Here is a 15022-nt window from a genome sequence, read left to right as displayed (position 1 = left end):
TCCCTGCCGCGCAGTGCGTCCGGAGGTTGCCATGAATCAGACCCTGGCTGCCCCGCACGTTTGGACCGACGGCAAGCGCCACCTGTGGTGGCTGGGCATCATGCCTCTGGCGACCCCGCTGCTGTCTGGCGCCCTGGCTATTACTACGGGTGTACAAGAGCTGTGGTGGGTCGGTGTGCTGGTGATTTTCGGGCTGATCCCGTTGATCGACGGCCTGCTTGGGGAAGACGTCAGCAACCCGCCAGAATCCGCTGTCAGCGTCCTTGAGTCGCAGAAGTACTACCGCTGGATCGTCTACACCGGGGTGTTGTTGGTTATTTCATCCCTGGTGATGACCGGTTGGCTGGCGGTCAGCGGCATCGACTGGATGATCAACGGCGGCCTGCTGCAACTCACGGCGTCCATGGACCCATCGAGCTGGATGGCACAAACCGCCAGCTTCCTGACCGCCCGGGTGCAACTGCATGGCGAGGTGAGTTGGTTCACCTACCTGGGCATGGCCATGTCCACCGGCGCCGCCACTGGCATCGCGATCAACACCGCCCATGAACTGGGGCACAAGCCGCGCCTGCTGGAGATTGTGCTGGCGAAGATCACCCTGGCGCCGACCTTCTACGGGCACTTCTACACCGAACACAACCGTGGCCATCACGTGCGCGTCGCCACTCCGGAAGATCCGGCCAGCTCGCGGCTGGGGGAGAGCTTCTGGGCCTTCCTGCCGCGCTCGGTGTGGTTCAGTGCGCGCTCGGCCTGGAACCTGGAACGCGAACGCCTGCGCAAGCTCGGCCTGCCAGCCTGGCACTGGAAGAACGGCGTACTCAGCGCCTGGATGTACAGCGTGGTGTTGTGGGGCGCGATGATCGCCTGGCTGGGTGCGGCGGTGATTCCCTTCCTGTTGATCCAGGGCATCTACGGCTTCTCGTTGCTGGAAGTAGTGAACTATGTCGAGCACTACGGGCTTAAACGCCAGAAGTTGCCCAATGGCCGTTATGAGCGGTGTTCGCCGCGCCACTCGTGGAACAGTAACCGTATTGTCACCAATATCTTTCTGTTCCAGTTGCAGCGCCACTCCGATCATCACGCCAACCCGACTCGCAGTTATCAGTCGTTGCGCCACTTTGATGAATCGCCGCAACTGCCGTATGGCTACGCCAGCATGATTGTCTGGGCCTATATCCCTTACTTGTGGCGCCGGCGTATGGATCACCGGGTACTACGGCATTATTCGGGGGATGTCACCCTGGCCAATATCCAGCCATCCAAACGCTTGAAGATACTGGAGAAGTACGGCAAGACCAGCACCTTCTAATGTGAATCAACTGTTGTAGGGCGCACTCGGGGTCTGTGTATCGCGCAGGTTTTCATCGCCCACGGTTTGCCGGATTCGAGTGCTGCTTAAGTTGCAAGAAAGTTGTTTGACCCTAACAAAAATAAAATCAAGGGAAGGACGTACACCATGCAAACACCTGCCAAGTTCACCACCCATATCGTGCTCGCTGCGCTGGGCCTTATCGCCTATCACCAGGCCCAGGCCGCACGCATCGAACCTGCCGGCAGCGCCTTCACTGCCCAGGGCCCCATCAGCTTTTCCAAGGGCGCGCTGATCAGCGCCGACTGCACCATCAAGGTGGCCGGCAAGGTCGCGGCCGATGGTTCGCAAGTCAATGTCGACAAGGTCGAGTTCGACGGTGGCCTCAAGTGCAGCCGCGTCGAAGCCATCAACCTGCCGTGGATTTTAGTGGCCAAGGATGCCAAGAGCGGCTCCATGTCGAAGATCAGCGTCGATGTGCACGCCTTTGGCCTGGGCGGCAAGTGCGGCCCATCCACTGCCGAAGGCACCTGGGATAACGCCACCGGCAAGTTGGAGGCGGCCAATGTGCCGATTGGCGAAGACTGCAAGATCAAGACGGTGTCGATCAAGATGCCGCCGACGTTCAAAGTCGTCGAGTAAACACCCGAATTTGTAGCGGTAATTGCATTGAAATTTGGCTGGAAAGGGAAGTTCTGCTGTTTCTCCGTGACCTCTCGATCATGGCCATTACCCCGGCGAAATGACTCGCCATACATGTGAGGAAAAATAATGAAAAGTTTGAAAACCCTCGTTTGTGTAAGTTCGTTTGCTCTGTGCTTTGGCGCGGCTTCGATGGCCAGTGCGGCGTCTATTGTTCGACCAGGTGGTCCAGGGACATTTGAAACCCCAACCGCGACTATCACCATCAAGACGCCGTCTTCGTTCAACCAACCCATCCAGTGCAACATGAACTTCAAGGGCACCGTCAACGCCGACGGTACCGCTACCATCACGAGCATGGAAAAGCGTGCAGGCGGTAATGCGCTGTGTGGTGCACCGAAGATGAAGGGGACCTGGACATTGACCGCCGATTCCGTCTCGACAGGCACCATTACGGGTGTCGGTTTCACAGTGGCATCCCTTCCGGCGACAGATTGCGGGCCTAGCCCGGTGCCTGGCCTTTGGAGCAATTCGACGAATACTCTGACGCTTGCCACCACCACTGCGCTGAGTGGCGGTTGCACTATCACGTCCATGTCGATCACGCCTGACCCTTTGTTGACCGTTACTCCTTGACCGAACGCCGGTCAGTAAAGGGTTGATCACCCGTAAAAGACAGGTGCCTCGTCAGGGGCACCTGTTGGGATAAGCCGGATCGGCAAGGCCGAGTTTGGTAGATAAAAATAATAAGGAGTGGAGCATGAATAATAAGAAACAGCAGGTCCAGGCGTTCCTTGGCCTGGCATTGTTGGGGGGGCTGATGGCCGCGGCCGGTCCGGTCCAGGCGGGCGGTTTCATGACTCCGACCTCCAACACCGCTGGCTGGGGCCGGGCGTTTGGTGGTGGTTCGATGTTCAAGAACGACCCGTCATCGGCCTACAACAACCCTGCTGCAATGGCCTTCATTGACAAGACCATCTCTCAATTCACCATCAACTACGCAAACATCGACATCAAATACAAAGGATCGGCCTACGATTATTCTGGTCGTCCTATGTCTGAAACGACGCTCGACGAAAACTACAACCCGATTTACAACGATCGTACCGGTAATGGTGGTCAGGGTGGCTTCGAAGCGTGGGTACCCACTGGCTTCATGGTGATCCCTATCAACGACCGTTTTGCCTTTGGTTTAAGCCAAGTGGTGCCCATGGGCGCGCGCACAACCTGGGATGAGGATTGGAAAGGTCGCGACTTTGCGGTGGACACCCGCATCGAAACCGTAGGCCTGACCGGCTCGCTGTCGTTCAAGGTCAATGATGAGTTTTCCATCGGCGGTGGTGCGATTCTCCAGCACACCAAAGGCTTTGTAAGCCAGAACGTCGACCTGTATGCCGCCGCCGCGCAGTCGCCGGATTTCGGTTTCGTTCCGTTTCCCGCCGGCCAGGGCTTCGCCTTGATGCGGGTTAAAGTCGACAATAACTCCCTGGGCTGGTTTGCGGGGATGACCTGGAAACCCACGGCGCAGGACACCCTGGGCTTGAATTATCACGCCAAGATCAAGAACAAGCTGGAAGGCAAGTACAACATGTACGCCGATCCGGGCTCGGAAGCACTGATGACCACCCCGGTGGTCGACGGTAAAACCCTGGTCGAGTTGGCTTACCCTGGGCTGAAACTGTATCCGGGGGGTGCCAATGCCTCCACGCAACTGGATATCCCTGCCAACGCCTCCCTGGACTGGGTACACGACTTCTCTGACCGCCTGACCCTGGGCGCCAGTGTGACCTGGACCCAATGGTCCTCCTTCGAGGCGCTGACCTTGAAGTCCAATGGCAGCACCATCGTGTCGATCCCGTACAAGTACAAGAACACCTGGATGTATTCGTTCGGTGGCGACTACAAACTCACGGATGACTTTACCGTGCGTGCCGGTGTGGCCTTCGACCAGACCCCAACCCGCAACTCCACCCGTGACCCACGTATCCCGGATGGTGACCGCACTTTTGCCTCCCTGGGCTTTGGCTACAACATCCGCGCCATTCCTGGCCTGAGCATCGACGGCGCGTATTCCCGCCAGTTCGTGGAGACCGTCAAGCTCAAGACCAAGAACGTTGACCGTCTTGGCGCAGGTTCGCTGGATGGCAAGTCCGAGGCCAAGGGCGAAGTGGTCAGCCTCTCGGCTACCTACGCCTTTTGACCTGAGGTTGGATGTGCGTAGTGCCTGGGTAAACGCGTAGTCAGCGCATCTTTCTACTGCGTTTACCCGGTGCTGCACCCATGGGTCGCCCACGCGACCCTTGGTGATTTCCTTCTCCCTTCAACACTTCGGCTGACACGTTCGGCCGAGAATTATTTCGTAAACAGATTAAATAAAAATTTCAAAACAAAATTTGAATTTGTCTTTTCAAGTTTGTAGTGTGGTGATCGGTCGCAGGCCATACCGACCTGCTGACATGCGTGCCGTGCCCTGAATAGTTGCCCTGATCAAGTAGAGGTATCTCCATGGTTATCTGGTTATTGGCGGGACTCGCTGCGGCGACTGCCCTGGCGTATCGACAAGCGGCAGCCACCCTGTGGCTGGGGGCTGGCCTGGCCTGGCTGGCGGGCGGCTACCTGTTCAATGTGGTCGCTGGGTTTGGCCTGAGCGTTGCGGCGTTGCTGGTGGTGGTACCGGCGCTGCTGCTGAGCATCAAGCCGCTGCGCCGCGCACTGTTGACCAGCAAGGCCCTGGGCCTGTTTCGCACGATCATGCCGGCCATGTCCGACACTGAGCGCGCGGCTATCGAGTCCGGCACCGTGTGGTGGGACGCCGAGTTGTTCAGCGGCAAACCCAATTGGCAGCGCCTGCTGCAAGCCGCTCCGGCACGCTTGAGCGCCGAAGAGCAGGCGTTCCTCGACAACGAAGTGGAAACCCTCTGCGACATGGCCAATGACTGGGAAACCACCCAGGTCTGGCAGGACCTGTCGCCCGAAGGCTGGCAGTACACCAAGGACGCCGGCTTCCTCGGCATGATCATTCCCAAGCAATATGGCGGCAAAGGCTTCTCCCACTATGCCCATTCGCAAGTGGTGATGAAGCTGTCGACCCGTTGCTCGGCGGCGGCGATTTCGGTGATGGTCCCCAACTCCCTGGGGCCTGCCGAACTGCTGCTGCATTACGGCACCGACGCCCAGCGCAATTACTACCTGCCGCGCCTGGCCCGTGGCGAAGACATCCCGTGCTTTGCCCTGACCAGCCCCTATGCCGGCTCCGACGCCGGGGCGATTCCCGACCTGGGCATCGTCTGCAAGGGCATGCATGAAGGCCAGCAAGTGCTGGGTTTCAGCGTGACCTGGGACAAGCGCTATATCACCCTCGGCCCCATCGCCACAGTGCTGGGCCTGGCCTTTCGCGCCGAAGACCCGGACGGCCTGCTGGGTCAGCCCGGTTCGCTGGGCATCACCTGCGCGTTGATCCCCACGTCCCATCCCGGGGTGAACAGTGGTCGCCGTCATTGGCCCCTCAATGCGGTGTTCCAGAACGGCCCGACCACCGGCAAGGACGTGTTTATCCCCCTGGAGTGGGTGATCGGCGGCCGCGAGCAAGTGGGCAACGGCTGGCGCATGTTGATGGAATGCCTGGCCGCCGGGCGCGCGATTTCCCTGCCGTCGGCCAACGTTGGCCTGGGCAAGGTGGCGGTACGCGGTACCACGGCCTATGCCGCGATGCGCAAGCAGTTCGGCCTGCCGATTGGCAAGTTTGAAGGGGTGCAGGCGCCGTTGGCGCGCATGGCCGGGCACCTGTATGCCTGCGATGCGGTGCGCAAGGTGTCGGTGGCGTCGTTGGATGCTGGCGAGAAACCCTCGGTTATCTCGGCAATTGCCAAATACCACGTCACCGAGCGTGCGCGGATCATCGTCAACGATGGCATGGACATCGTCGCCGGCAAGGGCATCTGCATGGGGCCCAACAACTTCCTGGCCCGTGCCTATCAACAAAGCCCCATCGCGATCACGGTGGAAGGCGCGAACATCATGACCCGCTGCCTGATCATCTACGGCCAGGGCCTGATCCGTTGCCACCCCTACGTGTTCCGCGAGATGGAAGCGGCGCGCAACACCGATAGTCGCCAGGCGTTGCTGGCGTTCGACAGTGCCATGTTCGGTCACCTGAGCTTTGTGCTGGCCAACACCGTACGTGCGGCGGTGCATTCTCTTACCGGCGGGCGGCTGATTGCCGTGCCGGCCAAGACCGACCCTTCGCTTGCGTCCTACTACCGCCAGGCCAATCGGCTGTCGGTGGTGCTGGCATTGATTTCCGATATTTCCATGGGCGTGCTGGGCGGGGCGCTCAAGCGCAAGGAAAGCATCACCGGGCGCCTGGGCGATATGCTGTCCCAGCTCTACATCTTGTCCTGCGTGCTCAAGCGTTTTGAAGACGATGGCCGGCCCCAGGCGGATCTGCCGCTGGTGCATTGGTCGGCCCAGGACGCCCTGTTGCGGGCCCATGAAGCCCTGGCCGAGGTGCTCGACAATTATCCTTCGAAGCCGGCTGCGGCAGTGATTCGTGGCTTGAGCTTCCCGTTCGGCATTCCCCAGCGCAAGCCGTCAGACCGCTTGCTGGCCCAGGTGGCCGAACTGGTGCAGACCCCGGGCGAAAGCCGCGACCGTTTGCTGGCCAACTCCTACATCCCGCGTCCGGAAGTCGACAAGTTGGCCTACGGCGAGTTGGCGTTCCGCCTGCTGCCCCAGGTGGAGTTGATCGAAGGGCGACTCAAGACGGCCGTCAAGCAAGGCACCCTCGACCCGATGCCGATCAGCAGCACGGCGTTTACCGCCTGGCGCATAAAGGCCCGGGCCCTGGATTTGATCAGCGCCGACGAAGACACCCTGCTGGCGCGCTACGTGGAGTACGCCGACCACGGCATCCAGGTGGACGACTTCCCGCAGGACTTCGGGTTGCTGGAGGCACTGCAAAAGCGTCAACAGGCGTTGGAGCAAGTGGCCAAACCCAGCAGCAAAAAACGTGAAAACGCCCCGGTGAACTAAACACCAACACGCGCCCTGTAGGAGCTGGCTTGCCTGCGATAGCGGTGTGTCTGTGCCAAAGATGCAATCTGACACACCGCCATCGCAGGCAAGCCAGCTCCCACAGGAGATTGGGTTTGCAGGTCAGGAAAACGGATCGATTTATGAGCGACAGCTATCTCTCTTTTGTGAACTCTGCCTGGGGCCGTCGCCTGGCCCAGACTATCGGCTTGCCACAACCCTTGCCCCTGCAACGTCATCGCAGCGGCCAGCAAGGCTTGGCCAACCCGGTGATCATCGCCGGGGCAGGGCGCCTGGCGGACGAGGTGCGGCGCATCTTCAAGGCCACCGACACCGTGCCGGCCCAGGCCGCCACGCTCAAGGCGCCGTCTACGGTCAAGGTCCAGGGCGCGGTGTTCGATGCCAGTGCCGTGCTCGACCTCAAGCAACTGGACGAACTCTACGAATTCTTCCACGCCAACGCCCGGCGTCTGGGGCTGCACGCCCGCGTGGTGGTGCTGGGCACCGCGCCCGAACACTGCCAGGACTTGCCCCAGGCCATCGCCCAGCGTGCCCTGGAAGGCCTGGTGCGATCCCTGGCCAAGGAGCTGCGGCGGGCGATCACGGTGCAACTGATCTATGTCGCGCCGGGTGCCGAGCAGGCCCTGGAAAGCAGCCTGCGCTTTTTCCTGTCGCGGCGTTCGGCCTATGTCTCGGGGCAGGTGGTGCGCCTGGAACAACCGGTCGATGCCGCCCCCGCCATCAACTGGGACAAGCCCTTCAGCGGCCGCCGCGCCCTGGTCACCGGCGCCTCCCGTGGCATTGGCCTGGCTATCGCCCAGGTCCTGGCCCGTGACGGCGCGCACGTGGTGTGCGTGGATGTGCCGCAAGCGTTGCCCTCCCTGGAACAGGCGGCCAGCCGCGTCGGCGGCCACGCCTGGGCGCTGGACATCACCGCCGCCGATGCGGTGCAGCAGTTGCAGGCTTATGTGGCCGAGCACGGCGCGTTTGATGTGGTGGTGCATAACGCCGGGATCACGCGCGACAAGACCATCGCGAAAATGACCGAAACCGCCTGGCGCAGTGTGCTGGCGGTCAACCTCGAAGCGCCGTTGCACTTGAGTCAAGCCTTGCTGCAGGGGCAGGGGCTCAATGCCGGTGGGCGGGTGGTCTGTGTGTCGTCGATCTCCGGGATCGCCGGCAACCTGGGGCAGAGCAACTACGCCACCTCCAAGGCCGGGGTGATTGGCCTGGTGCAGGGCCTGGCGCCCGTGGCGGCGGCGCGGCAGGTCACGGTCAATGGCGTGGCGCCGGGGTTTATCGAGACCCAGATGACCGCGAAAATCCCGCTGATGATTCGCGAAGCGGGGCGGCGCATGAACTCCCTGTCCCAGGGCGGGCAACCCATCGACGTCGCCGAAACCATCGCCTGGCTGGCGCATCCGGCCTCGGGCGGGGTCAACGGCCAGGTGGTGCGCGTGTGCGGCCAAAGCCTGTTGGGAGCCTGAGCATGGACTACGTGACGCAGATTATCGATCCGCCGCCATCGCGCAATCGCCTGTTGCTCGATGGCCTGTTGGCGCTGCGCAAACCCAAGCTTGAGGGGGCGCCGGCCTTGCCCACGGAGCGCCTGGTGCGCTCGGCGGTGGAGTTGAGTGCCAGGGATATTGCCGCCTATGGCCGGGCCTGTGGTTTCCGGCGTGAGCAAGGGGTGCCGCTGTCCTATCCCCATGTGCTGGCGTTCCCTTTGCACTTGATGCTGCTGACGCGCCCGAGTTTTCCGTACCCCGCCAGTGGCATGGTGCATCTGGCCAATCGCATCCGCCAGCATCGGCGCCTGCAGGAAGGCCAGGCCCTGCGCCTGGAAGTGTTTGCCGAGCGCTGGGTGGCCCATGCCAGGGGCCAGGCCTTGAGCATCGCCACCCATGCCTACAGCGCCGGCGAGTTGGTGTGGCAGAGCGAAAGCCTGTACCTGCGCCGGGATGTCGCCAACCCGCTGGGCGAACCCTGGGGGCACAGCCTGCAATTACCCGAAGAGGACCTGCGGCGGACCCAGCGCTGGGTGCTGCCGGCGGACCTGGGGCGGCGTTTTGCCAAGGTGTCGGGGGATTTCAACCCGATCCATACCTCGCTGATCGGCGCGCGCCTGTTCGGTTTTCGCCGGGCCATTGCCCATGGCATGTGGACCCTGGGCCGCGCCCTGGCCGCCCAGCAACCCCCGGGCGGGCTGGACGTGGCCGAGGCCCATTGCGAGTTCAAGTTGCCGATCTTCCTGCCCGGCCAGGTCGCCCTGTGGAATGCCCCGGCAGACGGCCCGCGCCGCGCGTTCGAGGTGCGCAACCCGGCCGGCGACAAACCCCATATGCGCGGCCTGTTTATCTGGCACCCACGTTTTGATGAGAGTCGTCCATGAGTGACTACAGCTTCAACCCCGCCCCGACGCGCCGTGTGGCGATTGTCGGTGGCAACCGCATTCCGTTTGCCCGCTCCAACACGGTGTACGCCCACGACAGCAACCAGGATTTGCTGGTGGCTGCGCTGCAAGGCCTGGTGGACCGCTACAACCTCCACGGCCTGCGCCTGGGCGAGTTTGCCGCTGGCGCGGTGATCAAGCATTCACGGGATTTCAACCTGGCCCGAGAATCGTTGCTGTCCACCACCCTGTCTGCCGAGACCCCGGCCTACGACCTGCAACAAGCCTGCGGCACGGGCCTGGAGGCGGCGTTGCTGGTGGCCAATAAAATCGCGCTTGGGCAGATTGAAGTGGGGATTGCCGGGGGCGCCGATACCACCTCCGACGCGCCCATCGGCATCAACGAGTCCCTGCGCCGCACACTGCTGGCGGCCAACCGCGCCAAGGGCGCCGGCAACAAGTTGCGCAGCCTGTTGGCGGTGCGTCCCTCGATGTTTTTCAAGCCTTTGCTGCCACGCAATGGCGAGCCGCGTACCGGCTTGTCCATGGGCGAACACTGCGAAGAAATGGCCAAGCGCTGGCAGATCAAGCGCCTGGCCCAGGACGAACTGACCCTGACCAGCCACCAGCGCCTCGACGCGGCCTATAACAACGGCTTCTTCGACGACCTGATCAGCCCCTATCGCGGCCTGTCCCGCGACAACAACCTGCGCGCCGACGCCAGCCTGGAGAAGCTCGCCAGCCTGTCCCCGGCCTACGACCGGCAGAACGGCACCCTCACGGCCGGTAACTCCACGCCGCTGACCGATGGCGCCTCGGTGGTGCTGCTGGCCAGCGAGGAGTGGGCCGCCGCTCGTGGCCTGCCGGTGCTGGCCTACCTGCGTACCGGCGAGACCGCGGCGGTGAACTTCGTCGATGGCAGTGAGGGCCTGCTGATGGCACCGGCCTACGCCGTGCCACGCATGCTTGCGCGCGAAGGCCTGGGTTTTGCCGACTTTGATTTGTTCGAGATCCACGAAGCCTTTGCCGCCCAGGTGCTGTGCACCCTCAAGGCCTGGGAAGACGCCGATTACTGCCGTGAGCGCCTGGGGCTGGACGCGCCGCTGGGGCCTATCGACCGCGCCAAGATGAACGTCAACGGCGGCTCGCTCGGTTGCGGCCATCCCTTTGCCGCCACCGGTGGCCGTCAGTTGGCGGCGCTGGCCAAGGCCATCCACCAACGTGGTGGCGGGCGCGGCTTGATTTCCATCTGTGCCGCCGGCGGCCTGGGCATTACCGCCATCGTTGAAAAGTAGCCCTACAACAACAATAAGGAGACTGCGATGAATGCTGTAAGCCTGGACCAAACCGAACGTATCTGGCTGAACGCCTACCTGCCCGGCGTGCCCAGCGACATCGATGCCGGCATCGAGGACTACCCGTCGTTGCGCGAGGTGTTTCTCGAGCATTTGCACAAATACCGCGACCGTGTGGCCTACGTCAGCATCGGCACCGAAATGACCTACGCCACTTGGCAGGCCCAGGGCATCGCCTTTGCCGCCTGGCTGCAAGCCCAGGGCGTGCGCAAGGGCGATCGTGTGGCATTGATGATGCCCAACTGCTTGCAGTACCCGATCTGCCTGCTGGGCACCATCCTCGCCGGTGCGGTGGTGGTCAACGTCAACCCGTTGTACACCTCCCACGAACTCAAGCACCTGCTCAAGGACAGCGGCGCCGAGACCGTGGTGATCTTCGAGAACTTCGCGCACACCCTGGAAAAAGTCGTGGCCGGCAGCACGATCAAACGCGTGGTCATCGCGGCCATTGGCGACCTGCTCGGCACCTTCAAGGGCGCGGCGATGAACTTCATCCTGCGCCGTGTGCAAAAACAGGTGCCCGCTTTCAATCTGCCGGGTGCGCTGCGTTTCAACCAGACGCTCAAACAGGGCCGGGGCCTGACCCACACCCCGGTGCCGCTGGCGCGTGAAGAACTGGCGTTCCTGCAATACACCGGCGGCACCACCGGCGATGCCAAGGGCGTGATGCTCAGCCACCGCAATATCATCGCCAACCTGTTGCAGGCCAAGGCCTGGGTGGGCGATCAACTGGACCAGGACCAGCAGGAAACCAACGTCACCCTGTTGCCGCTTTATCACATCTTTTCCCTGACCGTGAATTGCCTGATGTTCATGTGCCTGGGCGGGCGCAATATCCTGATCGCCAACCCTCGGGACGTGAAGCGGGTGCAGATGATCCTGCGCAAGGAGCGTTTCAACGGTATTGCCGGGGTCAACACGTTGTTCAACGGCTTGCTGGAGAACGCAGAGTTCCGCGCCCGGGACTTTTCCGACCTGCGCCTGGTCATCGCTGGCGGCATGGCCACGCACACCGCGGTTGCCAAGCGCTGGAAAGAAGTCACCGGGCTGCCGATCATCGAGGGTTACGGCCTGACGGAGTGCTCGCCGGTGGTGAGCATCAGCCCCATCGATATCTCACGCATGCGCGACATGGAATTTACCGGCAGCATCGGCGTGCCATTGCCGTCGACCTGGGTGCGCTTCATCCGCGAGGACGGTGAAGTGGCTGACATCGGCGAGCAGGGCGAATTGCAGGTACGCGGCCCACAGGTAATGCAGGGCTACTGGCAGCGCCCCAAGGAAACCGCCGAGGTACTGGACGCCGAGGGCTGGCTGTCGACCGGGGATATCGGGGTGATGAACGAACAGGGCTTCATCCGCCTGGTGGATCGCAAGAAGGACATGATCCTGGTGTCGGGTTTCAACGTGTACCCCAATGAAATTGAAGACGTGGTGGCGTTGCATCCAGGCGTTGCGGAAGTGGCGGCGATTGGCGTGGAGGATGGGGTGACCGGGGAGAAGGTAAAGATTGTCGTGGTGCGCCGCGACCCCAGCCTGACTCAGGAGCAGCTGTTGGCCCATTGCCGGGAATACCTGACGGGGTACAAGGTGCCCAAGTTTGTCGAGTTCCGCGTCGAAGAGTTGCCCAAGACCACGGTGGGCAAGGTCCTGCGCCGCGCATTGCGCTGACTTGATACGGTCTAATGTGGGAGCGGGCTTGGCCGCGATGACAGAGTGTCAGTCAATAAATGTGCTGACTGACAGCCCGCCATCGCGGGCAAGCCCGCTGCCACATTGATCGGTGCAGGTCTTTAAATTTCGCTCACGTTGACCCACCGCTCTTCCCGCACCGCCAGCCGAAGCGCCGTCGCCAACCGCTCCACCTCCCATGCCGCGTCAAAATCAGTACCCGCTGCACCTTGCCCGGCCAGTGCCATGATCAACTCCTGTACCTCCAGGGTCTTCAGTTCGTTGTACCCCAACTGATGGCCCGCCGCCGGGCTGAACGCGGCATAGCCGGGCAGGGCGGGGCCTGCCAGTAGGCGCTGGAAACCCTGGTCACCGGCGCGAAACAGGCGCAGCTCATTCAACCGCTCCTGATCGAACGCCAGGGTGCCGCGTGTGCCGCTGATCTCGAAACTCAGGTGATTCTTGTAGCCGTGCTTGAGCCAACTGCTGCTGACGGTGCCGCGTGCGCCATTGGCAAAACGCAGCAGGGCATGTACCTGGTCGTCCACCGCAATTGAGCGCAATTGGGTGCTGCCAGGGCTGGCCGGGCGTTGGGCGTGGACGGTCTGGCTGTCGGCGCACACCTTGCTCACATCGCCCACCAGGTAACGCGCCATGGCCAGCAGATGACTGCCCAGGTCCGCCAGGGCGCCGCCGGCATGCTCTACTTCACAGCGCCAGGACCAGGGCGACGCCGGGTCGGCCATGAAGTCTTCGCTGAACTCGCCCTGGAAACTGATGATCTGCCCCAGCTCGCCCGCCTCGATCATCTGCCGCGCCAGGACGATCATCGGGTTGTGCTGGTAGTTGTAGCCGACTCGCGTCACCACCCCGGCGTCGCGGGCGGCGCGGCGCATGGCGTCGGCTTGCTGCAGGCTGGTCGCCAGGGGTTTTTCGCAATACACCGCCTTGCCCGCCGCCAGTGCCGCCATGGCCATGGGGTAGTGCAGGTGGTTGGGGGTGGTGATGGCCACCAGGTCCACTTGCGGATCCTCGATCAGTTGTTGCCAGTCGCCGTGTGCCTGGGCAAACCCCCAGGCACTGGCACAGCGCTGCGCACGCTCGGTGTCGGCATCGGCCAGGGCCGCCAGTGTCAGGTTGAAGGGCAAGTCAAACACCGCACGGGCGTTATTGAACGCCAGTGCGTGGGCACGGCCCATGAAGCCTGTACCGATCAGGCCGATTCCAAGTGCGCGCATGGCGGTGGTCCTTTTGATTATTGTTTTCAGGAGGGCAATTAATAGAATAAAAATTCCCTACAATCAATATGTGGAATAAAAATACCGCCAGCTGGCTGCGGGCAAGTCATCATTCCAGCGAATGCGGCTATATTCAGCGCGAAGGCAAAAGGCCTCTAGTTAACAAAAGATAACGTAGCGCCGATTGTCAGACGATTCCAAAGCCCGATAGGATGGCCCCTGCTTCCTCAAGGGGCTCTAGATTGCAGGTTTGCGCACTGCGAACACCCTGCAAGGTGTTACGACCTAACAATAATAAATGGGAGAAAGGTCTATGAGTGAGCCTGTCATGGGTGTGGGTTTTTGCCGCCCGCTCGCGTCGCGCAAGGTCGCGGTGCTGGCTACAGCGCTCTCGCTGCTGGGGGTTGTCGCGTTGTCGACGGCTGCCCAGGCTGCAACCGACGCCGCAGAACCTGCGGCATTTGCCATTGAATCGCCGAAGGCCGAAAAAGGCCTGATGATCGACGTCGTGCACGCCGGCAAGCGCCTGGTGGCGGTCGGTGATCGCGGGCATATCCTCTATTCCGATGATCAGGGCGCGACCTGGGTGCAGGCCAAGGTGCCGACCCGGCAGTTGCTCACGGCGGTGTTTTTCATCGACGAGCAGCATGGTTGGGCGGTGGGGCATGACGCCAAGATCCTCGCCAGCAGCGATGCCGGGGCTACCTGGACCGAGCAGTTCAAGGACCTCAGCCGTGAAGCGCCGCTGCTGGACGTGCTGTTCAACGACCCCAACCACGGCTTTGCGGTGGGCGCCTACGGTGCGCTGATCGAGACCACCGACGCGGGCAAGACCTGGGAGGATGTCAGCGACCGCCTGGACAACGAAGACCAGTACCACCTCAACGCCATCGCCCAGGTCAAGGACGCCGGCCTGTTTATCGTTGGCGAGCAGGGCAGCATGTTCCGCTCCAGCGACGCGGGCCAGACCTGGGAAAAACTCGAAGGCCCCTATGAGGGCTCGCTGTTTGGCGTGATCGGCACCGCCCAGCCCAAGACCCTGTTGGCCTATGGCTTGCGTGGCAACCTGTTCCGCTCCACCGATTTTGGCGACACCTGGATGCCGGTAGAGCTCAAGGCCGCCCGTGGCGCCCTGGAGTTTGGCCTGTCGGGTGCGACCCTGCTCGACGACGGCACCCTGGTGGTGGTTGGCAACGGCGGCAGCGTGGTGGTCAGCCACGACGATGGCCTGACGTTCAGCGTATTCAACCGCCCGGACCGCATTTCACTCTCGGCGGTGACGGCGGCGGGCAATGGCGACTTGATTCTGGTGGGGCAGGGTGGCGTGCGCGTCGCCGAGCCAACCGGCGCCGAACGCAAAAAACAATAAGAAGGCGGGGATAGA

The 15022-nt window shown here is 62.2% G+C and carries 11 protein-coding genes; 10 read left to right on the top strand and 1 reads right to left on the bottom strand.

The window, feature by feature from the left end; translation table 11 throughout:
- Positions 1–31: 31 nt before the first annotated feature.
- The 9 genes from HBO05_RS04080 (at position 32) to HBO05_RS04040 (ending at position 12400) form a co-directional block, all read left to right on the top strand.
- The gene (locus HBO05_RS04080) at positions 32–1309 is read left to right on the top strand and encodes an alkane 1-monooxygenase (protein WP_172311773.1); all 1278 of its coding nucleotides are present in this window, start codon (positions 32–34) and stop codon (positions 1307–1309) included.
- A 147-nt stretch (positions 1310–1456) separates the two neighbouring features.
- Positions 1457–1951, top strand: a complete 495-nt coding sequence (gene praA / locus HBO05_RS04075; RefSeq protein WP_170041041.1) for an alkane oxidation protein activator PraA — start codon at positions 1457–1459, stop codon at positions 1949–1951.
- Positions 1952–2080: 129 nt separating this feature from the next.
- Positions 2081–2587, top strand: a complete 507-nt coding sequence (praB, locus tag HBO05_RS04070; protein ID WP_172311771.1) for an alkane oxidation protein activator PraB — start codon at positions 2081–2083, stop codon at positions 2585–2587.
- 124 nt (positions 2588–2711) lie between these two features.
- Positions 2712–4151 carry an outer membrane protein transport protein gene (locus HBO05_RS04065; RefSeq protein ID WP_172311769.1) on the top strand — a complete coding sequence of 480 codons (1440 nt, stop codon included), beginning with the start codon at positions 2712–2714 and terminating at the stop codon, positions 4149–4151.
- A 305-nt stretch (positions 4152–4456) separates the two neighbouring features.
- Entirely contained in the window at positions 4457–6982 is a 2526-nt protein-coding gene (locus HBO05_RS04060) for an acyl-CoA dehydrogenase (RefSeq protein ID WP_172311767.1), read from the top strand.
- 143 nt (positions 6983–7125) lie between these two features.
- Complete coding sequence (locus tag HBO05_RS04055) at positions 7126–8469, top strand: 3-oxoacyl-ACP reductase (RefSeq protein ID WP_172311765.1); 1344 nt, start codon at positions 7126–7128, stop codon at positions 8467–8469.
- 2 nt (positions 8470–8471) lie between these two features.
- The gene (locus HBO05_RS04050; RefSeq protein WP_172311763.1) at positions 8472–9374 is read left to right on the top strand and encodes a MaoC/PaaZ C-terminal domain-containing protein; all 903 of its coding nucleotides are present in this window, start codon (positions 8472–8474) and stop codon (positions 9372–9374) included.
- Positions 9371–10669, top strand: coding sequence for an acetyl-CoA C-acetyltransferase (locus tag HBO05_RS04045; protein ID WP_172311761.1), 1299 nt, complete (start codon positions 9371–9373; stop codon positions 10667–10669). Before HBO05_RS04050 ends, HBO05_RS04045 begins: the two co-directional genes overlap by 4 nt.
- A gap of 27 nt (positions 10670–10696) precedes the next feature.
- Positions 10697–12400: an AMP-binding protein gene (locus tag HBO05_RS04040; RefSeq protein WP_170041049.1), complete on the top strand. Its 1704-nt coding sequence runs from the start codon at positions 10697–10699 to the stop codon at positions 12398–12400.
- A 122-nt stretch (positions 12401–12522) separates the two neighbouring features.
- On the opposite strand, the gene HBO05_RS04035 is transcribed toward HBO05_RS04040, so the two are convergent.
- Positions 12523–13638, bottom strand: a complete 1116-nt coding sequence (locus HBO05_RS04035; RefSeq protein ID WP_172311759.1) for a Gfo/Idh/MocA family oxidoreductase — start codon at positions 13636–13638, stop codon at positions 12523–12525.
- A 328-nt stretch (positions 13639–13966) separates the two neighbouring features.
- Here HBO05_RS04035 and HBO05_RS04030 point away from each other — a divergent pair, with 328 nt between their 5' ends.
- Positions 13967–15007 carry a YCF48-related protein gene (locus HBO05_RS04030; RefSeq protein ID WP_170041594.1) on the top strand — a complete coding sequence of 347 codons (1041 nt, stop codon included), beginning with the start codon at positions 13967–13969 and terminating at the stop codon, positions 15005–15007.
- The last annotated feature ends 15 nt before the right edge of the window (positions 15008–15022 follow it).

The sequence above is a fragment of the Pseudomonas sp. WS 5079 genome (genome assembly GCF_012985465.1).
In the GTDB taxonomy this organism is placed as follows: domain Bacteria; phylum Pseudomonadota; class Gammaproteobacteria; order Pseudomonadales; family Pseudomonadaceae; genus Aquipseudomonas.
This window is presented reverse-complemented; position numbering and strand designations above follow the sequence as displayed.